This window comes from Streptomyces sp. MA5143a (assembly GCF_900290235.1).
Taxonomy (GTDB): domain Bacteria; phylum Actinomycetota; class Actinomycetes; order Streptomycetales; family Streptomycetaceae; genus Streptomyces.
This window is the reverse complement of record NZ_OLMK01000082.1, coordinates 1-20,858: the sequence shown is the minus strand read 5'-3', so window position 1 is coordinate 20,858 and position 20,858 is coordinate 1. Positions and strand designations below refer to the sequence as shown.

At 68.3% G+C, this 20,858-nt stretch carries 19 protein-coding genes and 1 pseudogene; 8 read left to right on the top strand and 12 right to left on the bottom strand.

Annotation, left to right across the window (positions count from 1 at the left end; genetic code table 11):
• Nucleotides 1-203 precede the first annotated feature (203 nt).
• The 6 genes from SMA5143A_RS31470 to SMA5143A_RS31440 form a co-directional block, all read right to left on the bottom strand.
• Nucleotides 204-1,901, bottom strand: a complete 1,698-nt coding sequence (locus SMA5143A_RS31470; RefSeq protein WP_107466261.1) for a DoxX family protein — start codon at nucleotides 1,899-1,901, stop codon at nucleotides 204-206.
• Nucleotides 1,902-2,005: 104 nt separating this feature from the next.
• Nucleotides 2,006-2,947 (bottom strand): 23S rRNA (guanosine(2251)-2'-O)-methyltransferase RlmB, encoded by a 942-nt coding sequence (rlmB, locus tag SMA5143A_RS31465; protein ID WP_107466259.1) that lies wholly within the window; start codon nucleotides 2,945-2,947, stop codon nucleotides 2,006-2,008.
• A 117-nt stretch (nucleotides 2,948-3,064) separates the two neighbouring features.
• Nucleotides 3,065-4,468: a cysteine--tRNA ligase gene (cysS, locus tag SMA5143A_RS31460; protein ID WP_107466257.1), complete on the bottom strand. Its 1,404-nt coding sequence runs from the start codon at nucleotides 4,466-4,468 to the stop codon at nucleotides 3,065-3,067.
• 323 nt (nucleotides 4,469-4,791) lie between these two features.
• Nucleotides 4,792-5,307, bottom strand: coding sequence for a 2-C-methyl-D-erythritol 2,4-cyclodiphosphate synthase (ispF, locus tag SMA5143A_RS31455; protein WP_107466255.1), 516 nt, complete (start codon nucleotides 5,305-5,307; stop codon nucleotides 4,792-4,794).
• The gene (gene ispD / locus SMA5143A_RS31450) at nucleotides 5,297-6,061 is read right to left on the bottom strand and encodes a 2-C-methyl-D-erythritol 4-phosphate cytidylyltransferase (RefSeq protein ID WP_107466253.1); all 765 of its coding nucleotides are present in this window, start codon (nucleotides 6,059-6,061) and stop codon (nucleotides 5,297-5,299) included. Before ispD ends, ispF begins: the two co-directional genes overlap by 11 nt.
• 280 nt (nucleotides 6,062-6,341) lie before the next feature.
• Entirely contained in the window at nucleotides 6,342-6,824 is a 483-nt protein-coding gene (locus SMA5143A_RS31440; RefSeq protein ID WP_003953493.1) for a CarD family transcriptional regulator, read from the bottom strand.
• A gap of 651 nt (nucleotides 6,825-7,475) precedes the next feature.
• Between SMA5143A_RS31440 and SMA5143A_RS31425 the strand changes: the two genes are divergently transcribed.
• A complete protein-coding gene (locus SMA5143A_RS31425; RefSeq protein ID WP_107466249.1) occupies nucleotides 7,476-8,159 on the top strand; it encodes a copper chaperone PCu(A)C in 684 nt (227 codons plus the stop codon).
• A gap of 85 nt (nucleotides 8,160-8,244) precedes the next feature.
• Here the strand turns inward: SMA5143A_RS31425 and SMA5143A_RS31420 are convergent, their stop codons facing one another.
• Both SMA5143A_RS31420 and SMA5143A_RS31415 read right to left on the bottom strand, forming a co-directional pair.
• Nucleotides 8,245-8,925: a response regulator transcription factor gene (locus SMA5143A_RS31420; protein WP_033322296.1), complete on the bottom strand. Its 681-nt coding sequence runs from the start codon at nucleotides 8,923-8,925 to the stop codon at nucleotides 8,245-8,247.
• A complete protein-coding gene (locus tag SMA5143A_RS31415) occupies nucleotides 8,922-10,178 on the bottom strand; it encodes a sensor histidine kinase (RefSeq protein WP_107466247.1) in 1,257 nt (418 codons plus the stop codon). Before SMA5143A_RS31415 ends, SMA5143A_RS31420 begins: the two co-directional genes overlap by 4 nt.
• A gap of 574 nt (nucleotides 10,179-10,752) precedes the next feature.
• Here SMA5143A_RS31415 and phoU point away from each other — a divergent pair.
• From phoU to SMA5143A_RS42700, 5 genes are all read left to right on the top strand, one after another.
• Nucleotides 10,753-11,442 (top strand): phosphate signaling complex protein PhoU, encoded by a 690-nt coding sequence (phoU, locus tag SMA5143A_RS31410; protein ID WP_107466245.1) that lies wholly within the window; start codon nucleotides 10,753-10,755, stop codon nucleotides 11,440-11,442.
• 149 nt (nucleotides 11,443-11,591) lie between these two features.
• Nucleotides 11,592-11,753, top strand: coding sequence for a hypothetical protein (locus tag SMA5143A_RS43180; RefSeq protein WP_181362085.1), 162 nt, complete (start codon nucleotides 11,592-11,594; stop codon nucleotides 11,751-11,753).
• A gap of 214 nt (nucleotides 11,754-11,967) precedes the next feature.
• Entirely contained in the window at nucleotides 11,968-12,837 is an 870-nt protein-coding gene (locus tag SMA5143A_RS31405; protein ID WP_107466243.1) for a GNAT family N-acetyltransferase, read from the top strand.
• 176 nt (nucleotides 12,838-13,013) lie between these two features.
• Nucleotides 13,014-13,952, top strand: a complete 939-nt coding sequence (locus tag SMA5143A_RS31400; protein ID WP_107466241.1) for a MerR family transcriptional regulator — start codon at nucleotides 13,014-13,016, stop codon at nucleotides 13,950-13,952.
• A 1,135-nt stretch (nucleotides 13,953-15,087) separates the two neighbouring features.
• Nucleotides 15,088-15,552: a hypothetical protein gene (locus SMA5143A_RS42700; RefSeq protein ID WP_146193980.1), complete on the top strand. Its 465-nt coding sequence runs from the start codon at nucleotides 15,088-15,090 to the stop codon at nucleotides 15,550-15,552.
• Here the strand turns inward: SMA5143A_RS42700 and SMA5143A_RS42695 are convergent.
• Both SMA5143A_RS42695 and SMA5143A_RS42690 read right to left on the bottom strand, forming a co-directional pair.
• The gene (locus tag SMA5143A_RS42695) at nucleotides 15,527-16,534 is read right to left on the bottom strand and encodes a hypothetical protein (RefSeq protein ID WP_146193979.1); all 1,008 of its coding nucleotides are present in this window, start codon (nucleotides 16,532-16,534) and stop codon (nucleotides 15,527-15,529) included. The genes SMA5143A_RS42700 and SMA5143A_RS42695 overlap by 26 nt on opposite strands.
• On the bottom strand, nucleotides 16,512-16,877 hold the full coding sequence (locus SMA5143A_RS42690) for a hypothetical protein (RefSeq protein WP_146193978.1): 366 nt from the start codon (nucleotides 16,875-16,877) through the stop codon (nucleotides 16,512-16,514). The genes SMA5143A_RS42695 and SMA5143A_RS42690 overlap by 23 nt, the downstream gene beginning before the upstream one ends.
• Nucleotides 16,878-17,538: 661 nt before the next feature.
• Between SMA5143A_RS42690 and SMA5143A_RS31390 the strand changes: the two are divergent.
• Nucleotides 17,539-19,326: pseudogene (locus tag SMA5143A_RS31390) on the top strand (IS481 family transposase); the annotation flags it as partial.
• A gap of 191 nt (nucleotides 19,327-19,517) precedes the next feature.
• The gene (locus SMA5143A_RS31385; protein WP_107466238.1) at nucleotides 19,518-19,913 is read left to right on the top strand and encodes a hypothetical protein; all 396 of its coding nucleotides are present in this window, start codon (nucleotides 19,518-19,520) and stop codon (nucleotides 19,911-19,913) included.
• Between the two features lie 71 nt (nucleotides 19,914-19,984).
• Here SMA5143A_RS31385 and SMA5143A_RS31380 read toward each other — a convergent pair whose 3' ends face one another.
• Complete coding sequence (locus SMA5143A_RS31380; RefSeq protein ID WP_107466237.1) at nucleotides 19,985-20,371, bottom strand: hypothetical protein; 387 nt, start codon at nucleotides 20,369-20,371, stop codon at nucleotides 19,985-19,987.
• On the bottom strand, nucleotides 20,365-20,793 hold the full coding sequence (locus tag SMA5143A_RS31375) for an ATP-binding protein (RefSeq protein ID WP_107466236.1): 429 nt from the start codon (nucleotides 20,791-20,793) through the stop codon (nucleotides 20,365-20,367). Before SMA5143A_RS31375 ends, SMA5143A_RS31380 begins: the two co-directional genes overlap by 7 nt.
• Between the last annotated feature and the right edge of the window lie 65 nt (nucleotides 20,794-20,858).

Below are 20,858 nucleotides of genomic sequence, written 5' to 3'. Positions count from 1 at the left end.
CTCGCGGCGTTGTCGCATGACCCGAGTACATCCAGTACGCGGGTCATGCTCCGCCTTGCGAGGCACCGCACCGGACGCCGCGAGCTTCCCGGCAAACCTTTCCGGTCACAGCACTAGAGGAACGAACACACAGAACGGGCCCCACAGGAAATTCCTGCGGGGCCCGTCCCCTCACCGCCTCGGAACTCGAAAGGCGACAGAACCTACCCGAGCAACCCTCCGACCAGCCCAGGCTGCCCACCGGAGGAGCTCCCCCCGGAACCCCCGGTGGAGCCACCCGACCCCCCGGTCGTCCCTCCGGAGGTACCCCCGCCGCCGCTGGACGTCGGCCCCGCCGTCGTCGGCGCCTGCTCGACCGGGGCGGACTGCTGCGGCGGGGCCTGCCCCGCCGTCCCCTGCGTCTGGCTGGGCTGCCCGGTGGCCGCGCCCGCGTCCTGCGTCGCACCCGGCGTCGTGGTGGCCCCCTGCGTGGGGCTCGCCGACGTCGCTCCGGCGCTCGGCGAGTTGGACGCGGAGGGGCTACGCCGCTCCTTGCGGTCCTTGTCGGCCTCACCGGGAAGCGGCGACCCGGGCAGTTCGTTGCGCGGCGCCTCCCCGGGCCCGGGAACGACGATCCGGTCGGCGTCCCGCACCGCTCCGCCGAGCAACGACCCGACCAGCAGCGTGAGACCGACGACGATCGCGGCGACGAGAGCACCCCGGCGCAGCACGTACCGCCGCAGCTCCCAGATGTCGGCGCGCGGCCCGAGCGTGCGCCAGGCACCGCCCGCGAGCCGCCCGTCGACGGAGTACACCGGCGCACCCGCGATGACCAGCGGGGACCAGGCGGCGAGGTAGATGATGTCGGGCGTCTCGTAGACGGGGACGGTCTTCCAGCTGACGGTCACCAGCAGCGCGGCCGACAGCAGCACCCCGAACCCGGCGGCGACCCGCTGCCACAGCCCGAAGATCGTGAGGACACCGACGACGACCTGGGCGAACGCGATGACGAGGCCGGAGCCGACCGGGTGTTCCAGCGCGAACTGCCGCAGTGGCTCGGCGACCTCCCACGGGTGCAGCGTGTTCAGCCACTTCACCATGGAGCCGCGCTTGCCGCCGTCGAAGTAGTGCGGGTCGCAGAGCTTGCCCATGCCCGCGTAGACGGAGATGAAGCCGAGGAAGACGCGCAGCGGCAGCAGCACCACGCCCAGGTTCATCCGCCGGCCGGGGTAATAGCCCTGCCGCACGGGTTCGTTGGCGGCACGGCGTCGCGTCCGCTCGCCGTCGGGGTCGCCGTCGTCGTACGCGTCGGCGAGGCGGTCGGCGGCGAAACGGTCGTCGGCGTAGTCGTCCCGTCCCGCGTACCCCGGCTCGTCGTACGCGCTGCCGACCTGGCGCATGGGGGGCAGCAGCCGGGTGCCGTCGGGGGCGGCGTGGTCGCCGTGGGTGCGCTGGCTGCCGACGATGGGCGTCTCGATCGTCTCCACCGTCAAGTCGGCGTCGTAGCGGCCGCTTTCGACGCCGAACCCGCCGGTGTCGGTCTCCGTGACGCCGAGGCGCGGGATGACCTGGGTGGCGCCGGCCTCCCTGACGGCCTGGAGGAGACGGTGGGCCCCGGTGTCGTCCGGCGCGGACTTCCCGCTCCAGACGACCGGGCGCCGGCGCCCGGCGGCGGGCGCGCCGGCGCGCACCACCGTGCCCACGACGGGCATGCGCGCGGTGTCCTCGGTGGCGCTCAGGTGCCGTGCGATCCGCGGGGACGCCCGCGTGGAGGCGCCCAACTGCACGCGGAAACTCGCGTGGTTGACGATGACCTGCGCCGGATCGCTCGGCACCTTCACCATGCTCAGCGCGGGAGCGTCGTCGTATCCCGACGAGCGGTCCCCCGTGGGTGTGCGGGGTGTTCTGGTGTCCACACTCATCTAACCGAGTGACGTGTCGTTAGGACACTGCTTTGACCGCGCCGATCTGTCCGGACCGCGTCAAGGTGATCGCGAACACCCCGAACCCCCAGTTGGGGGCCCCGTCAGCGTCGGCGGCGAGCCGCCTCGTACAGCACAACTCCCGCCGCCACACCGGCGTTCAGGGACTCCGCGCCACCCGGCATCGGAATCCGCACCCGGAAGTCGCAGGTCTCCCCGACGAGCCGCGACAGGCCCTTGCCCTCGCTGCCGACGACGATGACGACGGGCCCCTCCAGGGCCTCCAGCTCACCGACCTCGGCCTCGCCGTCCGCCGCCAGACCCACCACGACGACACCGGCCTTCTTGTACGCCTCCAGCGCACGCGTCAGGTTGGTGGCACGGGCGACGGGCGTACGGGCGGCCGTACCGGCGGACGTCTTCCACGCGCCGGCGGTCATCCCGGCCGCGCGCCGCTCCGGTACGACGACGCCGTGGCCGCCGAACGCGGAGACCGAGCGGACGACGGCACCGAGGTTGCGCGGGTCGGTCACCCCGTCGAGGGCGACGATCAGCGGGTCCTCGCCCTCGTCGAACGCGGCGGCGACCAGGTCCTCGGGGTGCGCGTACTCGTACGGCGGGACCTGGAGGACGAGGCCCTGGTGGTTGAGCCCGTTGGTCATCCGGTCCAGCTCGGGGCGGGGCGCCTCCATGAGGTGGATGCCGCCGCGCTCACCGGCGAGCTGGAGCGCCTCGCGCACCCGCTCGTCGTTGTCGATGAACTGCTGGACGTAGAGCGTGGTGGCGGGCACGCCCTCACGCAGCGCCTCGACGACCGGGTTGCGGCCGACGACCATCTCCGAGGTGCCCCGGCCGCCGCGCCCGCGCACCACGGGACGGCGTGCCGTCTGCTTGGCCTTGGCGTTGGCGATGCGGTTCTTCTTGTGCCCCTTGCGCATCTCGGCGGGCGGCGTCGGGCCCTTGCCTTCGAGCCCCTTGCGTCGCTGGCCGCCACTGCCGACCTGCGCGCCCTTCTTGCCGGACATGCGGCGGTTGTTAGCGGCCATGACCTACCCGTCTCCTGAAGCGTCTCGTACACATGCGCGTGTACGTCATTGAAGTCTCGTCTATGCAGTGTGCCGCCCGGAGGGCCGGGCGGCACAATCGATCAAGGTGATCGTGGGTCAGCGGGGGCCGAGCGTCCAGCGCGGACCGTCGGGGCTGTCCTCGATGACCAGGCCGGACTGGTTGAGCTGGTCGCGGATGGCGTCCGCGGTGGCCCAGTCCTTGCGGGCGCGGGCGGACTCGCGCTGCTGGAGGACCAGACCGACCAGGCTGTCGACGACACCGTGCAGGTCGTCGCCCCGGTCGCCGCCCTCGCCTGCCCAGTGGGCGTCGAGCGGGTCGAGACCGAGGACGCCGAGCATGGCCCGCACCTCGGCGAGGCGCGCCACGGCGGCCTCCTTGTCGTCGGCGGCCAGCGCGCTGTTGCCCTGGCGGACCGTGGTGTGCACGACGGCCAGCGCCTGCGGCACACCCAGGTCGTCGTCCATGGCCTCGGCGAACGCCGGCGGCACCTCGGCCGCGGGCTCGACGACCCCGCCGGCCTTCTCGACGACCCGCTGGACGAAGCCCTCGATACGGGCGAACGCCGACTCGGCCTCGCGCAGGGCCTCCTCGCTGTACTCGATCATCGACCGGTAGTGCGGGGTGCCCAGGTAGTAGCGGAGCACGATGGGACGCCACTGCTTGACCATCTCGCTCACGAGGACCGAGTTGCCCAGCGACTTGGACATCTTCTCGCCGCTCATGGTGACCCAGGCGTTGTGCACCCAGTACCGGGCGAACGCGTCGCCGAAGGCCTTGGCCTGCGCGATCTCGTTCTCGTGATGCGGGAAGATCAGGTCCAGCCCGCCGCCGTGGATGTCGAACTCGCTGCCCAGGTACTTGTGCGCCATGGCGGAGCACTCCAGGTGCCAGCCCGGCCGGCCCCGGCCCCAGGGCGTCTCCCAGGTGGGCTCGCCCGGCTTCGCCGACTTCCACATGGCGAAGTCACGCGGGTCGCGCTTGCCGGTCTCGCCCTCGCCGGACGGCTGGAGCAGATTGTCCAGCTCCTGGTTGGACAGCCGCAGGTACTCCGGGTACGACCGCACGTCGAAGTACACGTTGCCGTCGGCCGCGTAGGCGTGGCCGCGCTCGATCAGTCCGCGCATCATCTCGACCATCTCGGTCACATGCCCGGTGGCACGCGGCTCGTAGGTCGGCGGCAGGCAACCGAGCGCGTGGTAGCCGTCGTTGAAGGCGCGCTCGTTCTCGTAGCCGATCGACCACCACGGGCGACCCTGGTCGGCCGCCTTCGCGATGATCTTGTCGTCGATGTCCGTGACGTTCCGGATGAACGTCACGGCGTACCCGCGGTACTCGAACCACCGACGCATGATGTCGAAGTTGAGCCCCGAGCGGATGTGGCCGATGTGCGGGGCCGCCTGCACGGTGGCACCGCACAGGTAGATCGAGACACAACCCGGCGTGATGGGGTCGAAGTCACGGATCTGCCGGGCGCTGGTGTCGTACAGGCGAATAGTCACGCCCTCCAGGGTAGTGGGCAACCGCAAGTGCGCTGCGCCGATCCGGGCGAAGGTCCACGAATTCGTGACACGTGGCTGCGCCGCTGGGCGGGGCGCCTAGTAGCTCGGGGGTACGGGTGGGTTCGGCGGGTGCGGGTGTGTGGGGGTTTCTCGCGCAGTTCCCCGCGCCCCTGAAGGCTTGGGCCTGCGGCCCGGCCTTCATGAAAAAGCACGGGGCGCAGCCCCGGTCGCTTTTCAGGGGCGCGGGGAACTGCGCGAACGGCCACGACGGGCCTGCGGTCGCCGACGCACCCGCACCCCCGACCCCTTGGGCGCCCCGCGTCTCAGACCCTCGCGACCAACGCCGTGGCGACCGCCATCAATCCCTCACCCCGCCCGGGGAACCCCAGCCCGTCCGTCGTCGCGCCGGAGACGGAGACCGGTGCCCCCACGACCTCCGACAGCACCTTCTGCGCCTCGTCCCTCCGCTTGCCGATCTTCGGCCGCGGGCCGACCACCTGCACCGCCACGTTGCCGATGACGAACCCCGCCTCGCGGACGATGCGCGCGGCCTCCGCGAGGAGCGTCGCCCCGGACGCGCCGGACCACTCGGGCCGGCCCGTGCCGAAGTGCTGCCCCAGGTCACCGAGGCCCGCCGCGGAGAACAGCGCGTTGCACGCGGCGTGCGCCACGACGTCCGCGTCGGAGTGCCCGGCGAGGCCCGGACCCTCCCCCTCCCACTTCAGGCCGGCGCACCACAGCTCCCGGCCCTCCTCGAAAGCGTGGATGTCGGTGCCGATGCCGACCCGCGGAAGCACCACCGCGGGTGTCGTGGGCGCCGCGGGTGTCTCAGAAGCCATCGTTCAGCCTCCTGCGGGCCAGGACCGCCTCCGCGAGGACCAGGTCGAGCGGGCGGGTCACCTTGAACGCCTCCTCGTGCCCGGGCACGACCACGACACGCGGTCCGAGCCGCTCCACCATGCTCGCGTCGTCGGTGACCTCGCCGGTGACCGTCTCGTGCGCCCGCACGAGGGTCGCGCGGTCGAAGCCCTGCGGTGTCTGCACCGCCCGCAGCCGTGCCCGCTCCGGGGTGGCGACGACCGGCTCGGGCGTGCCCGGCACCGCCGTCGGCTCGACCTCCTTGACCGTGTCGGCGAGGGGCAGCGCGGGCACCACGGCCGGCGCCCCGTCCCGTACGGCCTCGATGACGGCGTCGACCGTGTCGACCGGGACGAGCGGACGCGCCGCGTCGTGCACCAGCACGATGTCGTAGCCGGGCGGCAGCGCGTCGAGGCCGAGGCGTACGGACTCCTGCCGTGACTCACCGCCGGGTACGACGAGGAAGTCGGTCCGCTCGGGCAGCGCGTGCGCGTCGAGCAGGGACTTGACCTCGGCGGCCCCGTCGGGCGGTGCCACGACGACGACGAGGGAGACGGCGCGGGACGCGGCCATGGCCCGTACCGCGTGGATGAGCATGGGGGTGCCGTTCAGCGCGCGCAGTGCTTTGGGGGCGCCCGGACCGAGGCGTACACCCCGACCGGCGGCCGGGATCACGGCTGCCGTACGGGCTCCCGCGCCGGTCCCGGAGGGCGAGGGACGCGAATCGTCAGACATCGGTTCCTGTCAGGTTTGTGTGCTCGGCCTACGTGGGTATGGCCACAGCGTGCCGGGCGCGACATCTTGACCGGACCCTTCCGTGACATCTGGTCGAGCCAGCTGCCCGGGCCCGGCACGCCAAGTATCGGGGACTCCGCCCCGTCGTACGGCATCCGGTTCCGTGGCCGGGTACGAACATGCCGCAGCGCCCGGCGACAATACACACGTCATCGGGCACCGCGGCATTTACTGTGCTGCGCTGAGCGGCTGAGCGGGCTGGCTGCCTGCCTCAGTCAGTTCAGGACGCGAGGACCTCGTCGAGCAGGGCCTCGGCCTTGTCCTCGTTGGTGTTCTCCGCGAGGGCGAGCTCGCTCACCAGGATCTGTCGGGCCTTGGCGAGCATGCGCTTCTCACCGGCGGACAGTCCGCGCTCACGCTCACGACGCCACAGGTCACGGACTACTTCCGCGACCTTGATGACGTCGCCGGAGGCGAGCTTCTCCAGGTTTGCCTTGTAGCGACGCGACCAGTTCGTGGGCTCTTCGGCGTACGGTGCGCGCAGCACCTCGAAGACCCGATCCAGGCCGTCCTGACCGACCACGTCACGCACACCCACGAACTCCGCATTGTCCGCCGGTACGCGCACCGTCAGGTCACCCTGGGCGACCTTGAGCACCAAGTAGGTCTTGTCCACGCCTTTGATCTGGCGAGTTTCGATGGCCTCGATCAGCGCGGCCCCGTGATGGGGATAGACCACGGTGTCGCCAACCTTGAACGTCATGTGACAGGTACCCCTTCCGTGGCTATCCAGGGTAACACGGATACGGCGTGTTCTGAATGGCGTTTTCGCAGGTCAGGGCATATCTCGGGGCTTGACAACAGCGACAGGAACGTGCTGCGAGGGGCGAACGGGGGCGGGTATTCGCAGGTGGGAGCGGCTCTCCGGGCGGAGCGAAACGCGCACGTTACACCTATCCGGAGGGCTCCCCAACTGTCCGAACGTCCTACTTTGTCCTACTCCAAGTGTGCGACTTCCGTTACTCCGTTCGGTGGGCGGAGTCGGGTACGAGACGAATCCGGAATTGATCAAGGAGTTCGATCTCCCGGAGATGTTCCGCCGTTACCGGATCGTGTTCCAGAGGGGTTCCGCTGCCGTTCTGGAGGGGTTCCGGAGGGGTTCCGGGGGGTTCTGGCGGCTGATCGATTTTTCGCGGCCGTCCGCATTCCTCGTCGAAAATCGAGGCGCGGCGCGGAAGGGATCGAAGGAGGTTATGTGAATGCCGGACGAGCGCGCGGGGTGACCGTCCCTCAATTGCTTCCGGTGACTCGCGGGGCACTTGGGGAGGGTCGGGTGCGGCCGTGATGGGGCGGCTCGGTAACCTAAGCCCGCTACCGATCACGTATCGCCCACGTTCAAGGAGTTGCCGCCGCCGTGAGCAGCAGCCTTCGACGCGGCACGCTCGCCGCCGCCGCCCTCGCGTTCTCGATCGCCTCGCTCGCCGCGTGCAGCGCCGGCAGCAACGCCCAGACGCTCCAGGTCAAGCCGGACAACGCGGCGACGACCGTCGGGGACATCAAGATCCAGAACGCGATCGTGGTCACCCAGCCGGACGCCGCGGCCAAGGGCCCGGCGGTCGTCTCCGCGACCCTGTTCAACAACTCCACCACCGACCAGACGCTGGACTCCGTCACCGTGGACGGTGCCGGCGCCGCCGAGGTCACCCCCGTCAAGGGCGAGGGCAAGGGCGGCAAGCTCGTCGTCCCGGCCGGCGGCTCCGTGATCCTCGGCGGCGAGGGCAACGCCTCCGCCGTCCTGTCGGACATCGGCTCCTCCGTGCAGAACGGCAACGCCCAGAAGGTCACCTTCACCTTCAGCGAGACCGGTGACGTGAGCCTGCGCGCCTTCGTCGTCCCCGCCGAGCACTACTTCGAGAAGTGGGGCCCGAGCGACATCCCCGAGGCCCCGGTCACCAGCCCGAGCCCGTCGGACAAGGCCTCCGGCTCGCCGTCCCCCTCCGGCTCGCCGGAGGAGGGCGCCGCCGAGGAGGAGGGCGCCGCCGAGGAGGAGGGCGCCGCCGCCGGTTCCTCCGGCTCGCCGTCCGCCTCCAGCCACTGAGCGCCGTACACACAACGCGCGACACACGCCGAAGGGCGGCACCCCACGTGGGGTGCCGCCCTTCGGCGTTGTCACCGGTTATGACTTAGGGCTCGAACTTGTAGCCGAGGCCGCGGACCGTGACCAGGTATCTCGGGGCGCCCGGGTCCGGCTCGATCTTGGCGCGGAGGCGCTTGACGTGGACGTCGAGGGTCTTGGTGTCACCCACGTAGTCGGCGCCCCAGACACGGTCGATGAGCTGCATACGGGTCAGCACGCGGCCCGCGTTGCGCAGCAGCATCTCGAGCAGGTCGAACTCCTTGAGGGGGAGGTCGACCTTGGAGCCGGAAACGGTGACCACGTGACGGTCGACGTCCATACGGACCGGACCGGCCTCCAGCGCGGCCGGGGTGACCTCCTCGGGCTCGCCGCGGCGGCGCAGTACGGCCCGGATACGGGCGACGAGCTCACGCGAGGAGAAGGGCTTGGTGACATAGTCGTCGGCTCCTATTTCCAGGCCCACGACCTTGTCGATCTCGCTGTCCTTGGCCGTGACCATGATCACCGGGACGTTGGAGCGGCTGCGCAGCTGACGGCAGACCTCGGTGCCGGGCAGACCGGGCAGCATCAGGTCGAGGAGGACGAGGTCGGCGCCGTTGCGCTCGAACTCGTCGAGTCCGTCGGGCCCGGTGGTCGCGATGGCGACCTCGAAGCCCTCCTTGCGGAGCATGTAGGACAGGGCGTCGGAGAAGGACTCCTCGTCCTCGACGACGAGCACTCGGGTCACGGAAGGACCTCCGGGGCGGGATGCGATGCGTACGGGGATGACTCGGTGTGTGGTTGTCCGTCCTCGTCGTCGAGGTCCGGGTGGTGCGTGGCGCGGTCGCGGGACGCGCCCGCCTCCGGCAGCCTGAGGGTGAACGTGGAGCCCTGGCCTTCGGAGCTCCACACCGTGACCTGCCCGCCGTGCGAGGCCGCCACGTGCTTGACGATCGCGAGTCCGAGACCCGTGCCGCCGGTCTGGCGGGAGCGGGCCGGGTCCACGCGGTAGAAGCGCTCGAAGATGCGCTCCTTGTCCTTGTCGGAGATGCCGATGCCCTGGTCGGTCACGGAGATCTCGATGAGGTCCCCGCCGTGCGCGGACACCCTGCGCGCGGCGATGCCGACGCGGGTGCGGGCCGGGGAGTAGTTGACGGCGTTCTCGACGAGGTTGCCGAGGGCCGCGGCGAGCTGGCCACGATGGCCCCACACCTTCAGCGCGGCGGTGCCGCCGGCGGCGATGGTGATCTGCTTGGCGCCGGCCTGGTGGCGGCAGCGGTCGACGGCCTCGGCGACCAGCTCGTCCACCCGTACGGACTCGGCGTCCTCCAGCGGGTCGTCGTTCTGCACGCGGGAGAGGTCGATGAGCTCCTGCACCAGGTTGGTGAGCCGGGTGGCCTCGATCTGCATCCGCCCGGCGAAGCGTTCCACCGCCTCCGGGTCGTCGCTGGCGCCCATGACGGCCTCCGAGAGGAGAGACAGGGCGCCGACCGGGGTCTTCAGCTCATGGCTCACGTTCGCCACGAAGTCGCGGCGTACCGCTTCTATGCGACGGGCCTCGGTGAGGTCCTCGACGAGGAGCAGCACGAGCCGGGAGCCCAGCGGGGCGACGCGCGCGGAGACCGCGAGGGCCTCGCCGCGTCCGGTGCCGCGCCGGGGCAGATCCAGCTCGACCTGGCGTATCTCCCCGTCGCGGCGGGTGTCGCGCGCCATCTGGAGCATCGGTTCGATGGTGAGCTTCCCACCGCGCACCAGCCCCAGGGAGTAGGCGGCGGAGCTCGCCTTGACGACGCCGTCGCCCTCGTCGAGCACCACGGCGGAGGAGCGGAGCACGGAGAGCACGGTGTCCACGCCGGGCGGCAGCACCGGGTCGGTGTGCAGGGAGGTCCTGGTCGGACGCTTCTGCTCCCGCTCGCTGAAGCGGAACGCCAGCATGGCGATGACACCGGTGAGTACACCGGCGATCGCCGCCGCTGCGGCGACCGCCGCGTTCACGTCCATGCGTCCAGGTTAGGCACGAGGTCGGACATCCCCACAGCGCTCGAAGGGCGACCTCGAACACTCGTCGCCCAGAGTTCACCTTGGAGCCAGTGATGGTTCATTTGGGATGGCGGAAACGGACGCGTACGGGTCGGAACGTGGGAGCGTGGGGTTCATCCGGGCCCCCCGGGCCGGCATCCGCTCCGGCCCGGCGGAACGGCGGCCGCGCCTTCGCACGGGCATGGCGGCCGGCGATGCGACGGCACGGCACGGCTTCCACCCCGGAAGCGGAACCCGTCCGTCGCCGACAGGGCGGTACGGCTTCCGGGCACGGAGGGCGCCATCGCCGGGTGGTGGTACGACTTCCGGGCACGGAGGGCCGCGGGCACCACCGGGTGGTGGCACGGCTCCGGGCACGGAGGACGGCCATCGCCGAGGGCGGTACGGCTTCCGGGACGGACGGAGGGCGGCCATCGCCCAGGGACGGCACGGCTTCCGGAGAATGGGAGCACGACCGTCGGTGTGGCGGCACGGCTTTCGGGCACGGCCTTTTCGGAAACCCACGAGCAGACGCACGTAAGAGAGGGACACCCTGATGCGGGACGCGTACCACGAGGAACTTGACTCGATCGGTGAGGGCCTGGTCGAGATGGCCCGACTGGTGGGGTCGGCGATCGGACGCGCCACGACGGCGATCCTCGACGCCGACCTGAAGCTGGCGGAGAGCGTGATCGAGGCCGACCAGAAGGTCGACGACCTCCAGCACGACCTGGAGGCCCGCGCGATAGCGCTGCTGGCCCGGCAGCAGCCGGTCGCCACGGACCTCCGTATCGTCGTGACCTCGCTGCGCATGTCCGCCGACCTGGAGCGCTCCGGCGACCTCGCCCAGCACGTGGCGAAGCTCACCCGGCTGCGTTTCCCCGAGCGTGCGGTCCCGCGCGACCTCCACGCCACGATCCTGGAGATGGGCCAGCTCGCGCAGCGGCTCATGGCCAAGGCCGCCGAGGTCATCATCACCAAGGACGTCGACCTGGCGCTCCAGCTGGAGCAGGACGACGACGCGATGGACCTCCTCCACCGCACGCTCTTCCAGCACCTGATGGACGACCGCTGGAAGCACGGCATCGAGACCGCCGTCGACGTCACCCTCCTCGGCCGCTACTACGAGCGCTTCGCGGACCACGCGGTGTCCGTGGCCAAGCGGGTGGTGTACCTGGTGACCGGCGAACACGCGGACGACCTGCAGGCCGACATCCAGCCGGTGACGGGGGTCGAGGGGGCGTAGGGCCCCGGGGCTGGGAGCGTGACTGAAGGTGGGCGCGTGGCGCCTCCGCCGGGCGTACGGACGCCTCTGTGCGCCGTTGATGCGCCCGGCTGAAACGTCATGGAATGGGGCATCCAATGGGCACAGGCACCAGCCTTCGAGGAGGGACCATGGCCGAATCCCCCGCCAGCCCCAGTACGCCCGACCCGACACGGACACGGGACACCCAGCAGCCCGCCGACATCAAGTCCCTGCCCCTGTTCGGCGCCTGCGGCTGCGGGTCCGGCTGTGGATGCGGGTGCCAGTCCGGCAACCCGTGCCAGTGCGGCTGAGCGGCAGGCGGTCGCGCTCGTACGGGTGAGGTGTGAGGAACGAGGGGCCTGTCCGATGGACGGGCCCCCATCCACGAACGCACCGGCCACAGGGCGGACGAGGTACACCCGGTGCCGCTGACGTTGGTCTGAATCACCCCCGCACAGATGCTGCGGCCGGCCGATTTCCGCTCATCCGCCTCCCCGCGGCCGAGGCCATCCGAGATCATGAGGCATGCGTCCGGATGACTGGCACCTCACTGAAGACGTCGACGAATTCCTCGCGCGAGCCGGAGAGTTCCTGCGCTCGCGCCCCGCCCTGCACACCACACAGCTCTCGGTGACGGAGAAGCTCCGCACGCTCGGGGCGGCCGCGTACGAGGGCCAGTTCCCCGTCTTCGGCCGGCTGGAGCGAGGGGGTGAGGTGGAGGCCACGTTCTACCGCTTCCCGTCCCGCGGTATGAACGTCACGTCGCTCACCCCGGAGCAGGCCGACAGCCTCGCGGCCCGCCTGACCGCGATGGACCGGTCCCTGCCGGCCATCACGGCTGACGAGGACACGATCGCGGCGTTCACGGAGGCGTGGCGGAGGCGCACGGGCGCGACGGCGGCGAGCCGTGTCCGGCTCCACCTGTACCGGCTGGGCACGCTCACGCCACCGGACCCGCACCCGGAGGGCCGGGGCCGGCTCGTGGGCGAGAAGGACCAGGAGCACCTCATGCGGTGGTGCCGTGAGTTCGCGGCGGACGTCGAGGAGGACGTCACGATCGACGCGGCGACGTGGGCGGACACCCGCTTCGCCGAGAAGCGGTACACGTACTGGGAGGCCCCGGACGGCACCCCCGTCTCCATGGCGGGCGTGAACCCGATGGTCGCCGGCATGGCCCGGGTGGACCCGGTCTACACCCCGGCCCACCTCCGCGGCCGCGGCTACGGGGCGGCGGTGACGACGGAGGTGAGCCGAGCCGCCCTGGCCGCGGGCGCCACGGACGTGGTCCTCTACACCAACGCCGCCAACCCCACGAGCAACGCCCTCTACCAACGCCTCGGCTACGTCCGCCTCACCGACATCGCGGTACACGACTTCACGTACGTCACCTCGTAGGGTCGGGCACCTCGCCGAAGGCCCCTGGGCCGCGAACGAAGCCGCGCCCCGGGGGCTTTCAGGCATCGGAGGGCCGACAGAAGAGCGGTTGTCGAGGTCGGTGGACAGGGACTGGTCGGCCTCCGACACACGAATGGGCTTGAGTCTCCCGTAGGGGGAGACGCGATGGTGGGGGCATGGACGGCGAAACGCTCTACTCGATCGGCGAGCTGGCCCGGCGGACCGGTCTCACGGTCAAGACCATCCGCTTCTACTCCGATCGCGGAATCGTCGCGCCGACCCACCGCAGCCCCAGTGGCTACCGCCTCTACGACATCGACGCCGCCGCACGTCTGGACCTCGTGCGAACCCTGCGCGACCTGGGTCTGGGTCTTCCCCTCATCCAGAAGGTCATGGACCGGGAGCTCTCACTTCCGGAGGTTGCCTCGGCCCATGCCGAAGCCCTGGCAGTGCAGATCCGCACCCTGCGCCTGCGGCGAGCGGTGCTGACGACAGTGGCCAGCCGCGGGTCCACCCCTGAGGAGGCGAATCTCATGCACAGGCTGGCCCAGCTCTCCGAGGACGAACGCCGACGTCTGATCGGCGATTTCCTCGACGCCGTCTTCGGCGGCCTCGGCGCAGACCCCGTATTCGCGGGCGTCAAGCGCTCGATGACTCCAGAACTACCTGACAACCCCGAGGCCGAGCAGATCCAGGCGTGGGTGGAGTTGGCCGAGCTGTCCCAGGACCCGGACTTCCGCGCCAGCGCGCGGCGGATGGCCGAGGACCAGGCAGCCGAGCAGGCCCGGGGCGACACCATGAGGCTGCGCCGCGACATTGCCGCAACGGTCTTCCACCAGGTCGGTCCGGCCCTCACGTCCGGCATCGACCCGGCCTCGCCCCAAGCCGATTCGATCGTCGCGGCGCTCGCGGCCGACTACGCGCACGTCCTCGGTCGCCCCGACGACGTCGAACTCCGCCGTCGGCTGCTCGCCCGCCTGGAGAGCGTGAACGACGCCCGCAGGGAGCGGTACGTCCAGCTGCTCGCGGTGATCAACGGCTGGTCGGCGCCGGAGAGTCTGGCGCCGGCGTTCGAGTGGTCCGTCCAGGCTCTGCGCATCCGGGTGCGGGGATAGAGGGCGGACGGCTGCGGGCTGCGCCGGGGCGAGATCCTGGGCGTGGCTACCAGTGGCGTGCAGCCGAACCCGGAAACCGTCTGAGCGTCATCGGCGGCCTTCCTCGGCGTTCATGTCAGGACCGGGCTGGGGCGTCCCACCCGACTGGAACAGCCGCAGCAGGAACTCGGCAAGGGCGCCGGGCGGGGCCAGCGGGGCAATCGGAAGGGGGTGGGCGTGTCTCCGTTCGGGATCTCCCTCTGCGCCCAAGGGAGCGCAGTGCCAGCCGTCCGTCATCCGCCAGAACACAACCGTTCCGCGCGTCCACGGTCCTCCGGCGAGAACGGGTTCGCCTTCCGTCCAGTAGAGGGCACTGGCCCGCGCCTCGTCCCATCGTTCGCTCGGCGGGGCCCCGACCTCTCGAAGGGCTTCGACGACGGCTGTGACGTACTGGCACATCTCAGCGTGCCCCAGGAGTGCTACGTCTTCCGCGGCGCCCATCCCTGTCCTCTCAGCGACAAGCCCCCTACCCGCTGAAAGACCGCAGGTAGGGGGCTTTTTCGGCGCTGGTTACTTCTTCTTGCCCTGGGTCTTGCCGGGGATCTTGGTGACCTGCGTTTTCGCTGGTCAGGGGCAGTGGGCTCGTGCGCCTGGTGGTCGTCGTTGGTCGTCCTTGGCCACTGGTGAGCGGCCTCGGACGGCCCAGGGACGGCCCAGCTTTGCCCGGTGCGGGACCTCGCTCGGCTAACGGCCGGCACCTTCGTTGCGGTCCGTCTCAGCCTCGGCCGACGAAAGCCCGCCACGACGGCGCGTCAGCCGACCGACCAGGCGCGCGTGTGCCTCGCTGCACCCCCACCGGCCTCAGCCACGCTGTCGGTGCCGTCGACCAGAGCAAGCCGCGACGGCCGAAGCGGGAAGGGATCTTTAATCCCGATGCGGGTTCGGAATATAGTCAGAGATTTCAAGGATCAGTATGTGGCGAGAGAAGTAATTTTCCGTGTGACCCTTGACGGTTTGCCGGGCCGGGAGAAGCATCTGGACGCACTCGATTGTTACGACTACGGGGCGTACTTAAATGCCAATTTTGTCTGTAAATATCTCTGATCCTCTTGCGCATTCTGGTGAGATCTTGGCAGTTGCACAGTCGACTGCAACCATGACGAGTGGGCTGGTGGGCGGAGTGGTGGGGCTTATCGTTGGGCTCGTAGGTGCTGAGATTAATCGACGCCACAAGGCGGACGAACTCTTCTTCAAGGCGCTGGAATTCGTAAAACGGGGAACGCAGAATAGAAATGTAGGGATTTCCGCTGTCGAACTCTACTGGGGGCGTAAACGCCGTCGCCCCCTTTGCGTTGGCTTCATGGTCGGCTCCGCCATCTACCTTCTTAGGGAGTCCGGGCAGGGGGCAGCGGCGCACGAAAGATTTAACCTTGATCGCATCATGGCACTGCTGTCAAAGTATGCGCCGAAAGGTGAGAGTGTTCCTCACTACTGCGCCCTACTCGAAGCGGTAAAGGCCAAACGAGCCGGACGGCGGGGTGGGATTGTGGTCGATGACGACCAGCTCGAAGAATGGGAGAAGCAGCTCAACAGGCTCACGAAAAGGCAAACATCCTCATAATCTCTCTGAGTTCCACCTCAGTGCAAGCCTCCATTGCTCCCCAGCCAATTCTTTGCCATGCTTCGAGAGAAGAGGTGAATCCCAAGTCTACGCGTTCTTTCACGGAGCGTCCAAAATCATCGTGCCAATCTAGGCCCGCTATGTGTAAGACCTGACTGCTCAGGAAGCCGCGAAAACCTCCGCGTGGGTACGGCGCGATCCCGTCAAAGTTTGTCACCTTGATTCCTGTTGCCGTATCAATTTGTGCGAGTTTCTCGAGAAGGCTAAACATTGTTCCTAGGGAGAACCCCCAGAGGAAGTAGCGCTCTGCGCTGGTCCTGTTTTTCTCCCCTTCATCCTTGAGGAGGTCCAACGCAGTCAGACTTCCTGCATAATCAGCTTCAATCTCCATTCGGCGACGCATTCGCGCTGACCGGAGTATCGATGTGTCAAAGTGGCTATTTATCACATGTCCGATTTCATGAAAATACATTGCCCTCATGGAAAAGCGAATGAGGGCCTGCCAGTAATCTAGCAGATCCGCGGCGTCGTCTTGCTTTGCAATGTATCGATTTCCGTGAACAAGTACTCGTGTGTATGGCTCGCACGTAGAGTGAGCTGCTAGCGCGTATGGAACCACCGGTCGTTCAATGCCGAGGGCCGTAAGAGAGTTCCCTCCGGAAAGGAGACGGTTATAGACGTCCATCAATTGAAACGGTGCCACGAAGGAAATGAACACGAAGGTTCCAGAGTCATTGGCGCGGGAACTGAAGCGCATCCTCCCTCCACCCGAAGACATTGTGTGCCAAATGCTGACAGAGTCTGTGTCGATTCCGAGATGCCCTAAGTCTCTTTGGAGGTCAGCAGCTTGTCTCCGCAGGGCATCCTGCGTTAGATGAAGAAAATCTCTCGTCACCAGTCGAGTCGTAGGCGACTCCTCTATCTGGTCAATGTCAATCAGATCCTTTGATTCCGGCCACTCACTCGGAATTTCCACGTTCATCGAAACCCCTACAGAAAACCTGTACGCCGATCTTTGCTACCAGTGCAGCTACTATTACCCCAGCCGTTTCAGACGCAATGGATCCAAGGAACGGAAGAAGCGCACTGGCCGTTGCCGCACTGTCGCCTGCAGTGTTAATTGCGTCACGCTGCGGGCAGATAGAATTCCTTAGGTTTTCCCAGTTTTCGGCAACCCATAGGCGCCCGAGGCGGAGCAACTCCCCAGGGGATGGTTCACTTACTCCAAAATCACTCAACTTCCCTATCTCTATGTACAGATCTTCGATTTCCAATGCTGCTGCTTTGGCGATTAGTTCAGCTTGGTTTGGCTCGTCGGTTCCCATTGTGATCCCTCAATCTCGCTGATTTTTCGTTTCTCGGTCAACTCTTTAGATGCTGCGTAGGTCGCTAGATTGTAAGTATCTAGACCCCCCGGCTTTGTCTCCGAAATATAACGACACCCTCGTTCGGTGCGGAATTTTTTCTGTCAATCGGATGGGCGATTGGCCGTCCGGAGTGTGAGGCAATGAGCGGAGGTCGGCGGAGCGGCTTTGGCGCGAGTGATCATGGCCCCGGAAGCTTCCGGCGCGTCGGGCGGTCTGTGGACCTGCCCGGTAAAGCGCGACGTTGGGGCCGTGATCTTCGAGGCTCGCACCAAAGCGGCGGTGTAAAGCCGTGGAGCTGGCCGCCTCTGCCACGACGTAACCCTTCTTTAAAGGTTAGGCGACTGATTGCTGTTCCGCGCGGCGCGGGCGCCGGCCGGGCTGGAGCGGGACGCAGGCAGGAGCGCAGGCCCGGCCGGGGGCCGGGCCGCGCGCGGGGAGCGGAGCGAGCCGCCTTGAACCAGTAGAGAAAGTTGTAACGCAGTCGCTTGGCCGGCGTTTGTCCTGTCTCGACTGATGGTTGACACTGTGGCTTCACCTGATGCTTGACACCGCTTGCCTCGGCTTGGCTGTGCGCGTCTGATCGGCGCGTGCAGGGAGGGCTGAGGCCGTGCTGGTGGAGTTGAGCGTGGTCGAGCAGCGGTATCACGCGGTCATGGAGGTGGCCGCGGGGGTTGCAGTCACCCAAGTCGCGGCCCGGTATGGGGTGTCACGGCAGTCCGTGCATTCCTGGGTGCGCAAGTACGAGCAGTCGGGTCTGCCGGGGCTGGCGGACCGGTCGCATCGGCCGGCTTCGTGTCCGCACCGGATCGCGGCGGACGTTGAGGCGGCGGTGTGTGAGCTGCGGCGCCGGCATCCGGGCTGGGGGCCGCGCCGGTTGGTGCACGAGCTGGAGCGTCGGGGTGTGCTGCCGGTGCCCTCCAGGGCCACGGTCTATCGGGTGCTGGTCCGCAACGGCCTGGTGCAGCCGGGGGTGCGCAAACGGCGTAGGTCGGATTACCGCAGGTGGGAGCGGGAAACGGCGATGGAGTTGTGGCAGATGGACATCGTGGGCGGGCTGCTGCTGGCCGACGGGGCCGAGTGCAAGCTGGTCACCGGCATCGATGACCACTCCCGCTTCGTGGTGATCGCGAAGGTGGTGCGGCGGGCGACCGGGCGGGCGGTGTGTCTGGCCTTCGGTGAGGCTCTGCAGCGGTTCGGGGTGCCGGGCGAGGTGCTGACCGACAACGGCAAGCAGTTCACCGCCCGGTTCGGCTCCGGCAAGCCGGGAGAGACGATGTTCGACCGGATCTGCCGGGAGAACGGCATCACCCACCGGCTCACCAAGCCGAGGTCGCCCACGACCACGGGGAAGATCGAACGGTTCCATCAGACGCTGCGGCGTGAACTGCTCGATGAACACGGCCCGTTCGCGGACCTGGCCGCCGCGCAGCAGACGGTGGACGGGTGGCTTGAGGACTACAACCAGGCCCGTCCGCACCAGGCACTGGGCATGCAGGCTCCCGCCGTCCGGTTCAGCACCAAGGCGGCCCGGGCGGAGGCCGCGGTACTGCCGGTGAAGCTGCCGCCGAGCCTTCAGGCGGTCACCGGCACCGAGACACCCGTGGTGGTGCCTGCCCCGCGTCAGCCGCCGGAGCAGAAGCAGACGGCCCGCTCCTGGCCCGTGACCGGCAACGAGGTCGGCACGATCGAGATAGTGCGGACGGTGCCGCCGAGCGGGAACCTCTCGGTGAGCGGACAGCAGATCTGGTTCGGACCGGCGCTGGCCGGCACCGAGGTGACCTTGCGGATCGACGTGAACCGGCTGCACGTGCTCATCGGCGGCGCACGGCACAAGACACTTCCCTCGAAGCTGTCCGGCCGCGACCTGCGCGCATTGCTGGCATGCGGAGATGCCCGACCTGCCGGGCCATGGGCGGACGAGCCCGGCCCTGCCGACACGGCCGCGGTGGAGGTCGACCGCACGGTCAACCCGGTCGGCTACATCGGCCTGGGCGGCGACCGCTGCAACATCGGCTGGGCCTTCGCCGGACAGCGGGTCACCCTGCGGCTGGATGGCACCGTGATGCAGGTCCTCGACGAACAGCGGATCCTGCTGGCCGCGCTGCCCTGCCCACTGTCGGCCACCGCCTGCGGCCGCCTGCGCGGAGCCAGACCAGCCGGGCCGCCCCCGACCGTCCCGCCACCCGCTCCGCAGATCGCCGAGCGGACCGTCAGCAGCGTCGGCGGCTTCGTCGTCGCAGGCCAGCGCATCCAGCTCGGCCGGGCCTATTCCCGTCAGGTCGTCACCGCCCACCTTGACGACAGCGTCATCCGCGTCTTCCACGGCGACGACCTGATCACCACCGTTCCCCGCACCACCGCCAAGGGGGTGGTCGTCCGCAAGTCCGGGGAGTACAACAGGACGAAAGATCGTCTAGGACAGACGTCAAGCATCACCCGACGCCGAACCGTCAAGCATCACCTGAGACCCGACACGCTTGGCCGGCGTTGTCCGGTCCCGGTAGATGCTTGACACTTCGATCCCAGCTGATGGTTGACGGTGGCCGTGATCGCCAGGCGGTCTACCGGGGCAGGACTGAGTGCTCTACCGTCCTTGCCATGGGTGGCCTGGGGGAGTTCTTAAAGAAGCGTTGGGGCGTGGTGATCCTCCTGCTGGGGATCTTGGCCTGGGCTGCGGACATCATCGGGCCGGGGGTACTTATTCTCGTGGCGGCAGCAGCGATTCTGTACTTCCTTCTACAGGCGCCGCTTCGGTGCATCGCCCTGGGTAGGCAAGGAAGGTGCCGCAACAACGCCCAAGGCTTGCTGCGGGGGTGCTGGATCCGTGAGCACAAGTGGCAGGGCTTCAAAGCGCTGCGTGGTGCTGGAGAGGATGGCGCCCAGGGCCCGCATGCCGCACTCATGCAGGACCGACAACAGATGACCGCGACTCTCGGAGTAGCTATGGGCGTCATCTCGGCGATCGTCGCGTGCGCTGATTTCATCTTCAAGTGAGCCCTCGCCGCGATCTGCGGTTGATCGCCTCAGGATGACATCAGGCATCAGCCGTTGACGATCAACCGCGACTAGATATCGGTCTGTTGCGGTTTGAACTCGTATGCGCAAGCCGGTAGTTCAGCTCTGTCTCGGTGTGCGAGCGGCAGGAAGATCACCGGGCGGATCGTCCAGGTGATGCGGGTCGAGTCGATGGTGACCGACACGGTGCAGGGTTCGGAGCGTAGGAGTGCTCGGCGTGTGTCTATGCGGCCGTCGTACAGCCACTCCCACGCCTGGGCGGATGCGTCGGGGTCGAATGCCGGTGAGATGGTGCGGAGCGCGACGGCAACCCATCGGTCGGCCTGGGGTGCCGTGTAGGCGTCGAAAGATGCTCGGAGTGTCAACGGGCCCTTGTCGGTGAGGTCTTCAGTCCAGCACTCGCACCAGTAGCCCCGGCGGGCTTCGTCCTTCAGCACAGGTGGTCTCCCGGTCGGGTGCCGGTGAACAGTTCCGCTGTGACCGTGTAGCCGCCGTTGCTGCCGTGGATGGCGACTCGGTGGGCAAGTGCGGTGACCATGCCCAGGCCCCGGCCGTGTTCGGCCTCGTCGTCCTGGTGCTCAGCCTTGGGGGCTGTGCCGGTTCCTCCGCCGTCCGTCACCGACAGGGCGATCACCTGCCGGGTCACCGCGAGGGCCAGGTGGAAGCTGCCGGATTCCATGCCGCTGGCCGTGTGGAGGATCGCGTTCGCGCTCAGCTCGCTCACGATCAGCTCGGCGTCGTCGGCCAGGGGAGATCCGCGCAGGATGTCACGGGTCCAGCGGCGGGCCCGGCTCACCTCTTCCGGAAATCCTGGGCAAGTGAGTCCCCAGACCCGGGCGGTGCTCGTATACTCGTGCATACAAGTTCCTTCATGCTGGTAGGCCGCCATGTGCAGCGGGTTCGGGCTAGACGAGTTTCACGCCG

Bases quoted from the DNA above. Each gene is read 5' to 3' on its own strand.
- SMA5143A_RS31470 (WP_107466261.1), bottom strand. From the start codon at position 1,901: ATGAGTGTGGACACCAGAACACCCCGCACACCCACGGGGGACCGCTCG.
- rlmB (WP_107466259.1), bottom strand. From the start codon at position 2,947: ATGGCCGCTAACAACCGCCGCATGTCCGGCAAGAAGGGCGCGCAGGTC.
- ispF (WP_107466255.1), bottom strand. From the start codon at position 5,307: ATGGCTTCTGAGACACCCGCGGCGCCCACGACACCCGCGGTGGTGCTT.
- ispD (WP_107466253.1), bottom strand. From the start codon at position 6,061: ATGTCTGACGATTCGCGTCCCTCGCCCTCCGGGACCGGCGCGGGAGCC.
- SMA5143A_RS31440 (WP_003953493.1), bottom strand. From the start codon at position 6,824: ATGACGTTCAAGGTTGGCGACACCGTGGTCTATCCCCATCACGGGGCC.
- SMA5143A_RS31415 (WP_107466247.1), bottom strand. From the start codon at position 10,178: ATGGACGTGAACGCGGCGGTCGCCGCAGCGGCGGCGATCGCCGGTGTA.
- phoU (WP_107466245.1), top strand. From the start codon at position 10,753: ATGCGGGACGCGTACCACGAGGAACTTGACTCGATCGGTGAGGGCCTG.
- SMA5143A_RS43180 (WP_181362085.1), top strand. From the start codon at position 11,592: ATGGCCGAATCCCCCGCCAGCCCCAGTACGCCCGACCCGACACGGACA.
- SMA5143A_RS31405 (WP_107466243.1), top strand. From the start codon at position 11,968: ATGCGTCCGGATGACTGGCACCTCACTGAAGACGTCGACGAATTCCTC.
- SMA5143A_RS31400 (WP_107466241.1), top strand. From the start codon at position 13,014: ATGGACGGCGAAACGCTCTACTCGATCGGCGAGCTGGCCCGGCGGACC.
- SMA5143A_RS42700 (WP_146193980.1), top strand. From the start codon at position 15,088: ATGACGAGTGGGCTGGTGGGCGGAGTGGTGGGGCTTATCGTTGGGCTC.
- SMA5143A_RS42695 (WP_146193979.1), bottom strand. From the start codon at position 16,534: ATGAACGTGGAAATTCCGAGTGAGTGGCCGGAATCAAAGGATCTGATT.
- SMA5143A_RS42690 (WP_146193978.1), bottom strand. From the start codon at position 16,877: ATGGGAACCGACGAGCCAAACCAAGCTGAACTAATCGCCAAAGCAGCA.
- SMA5143A_RS31385 (WP_107466238.1), top strand. From the start codon at position 19,518: ATGGGTGGCCTGGGGGAGTTCTTAAAGAAGCGTTGGGGCGTGGTGATC.
- SMA5143A_RS31375 (WP_107466236.1), bottom strand. From the start codon at position 20,793: ATGCACGAGTATACGAGCACCGCCCGGGTCTGGGGACTCACTTGCCCA.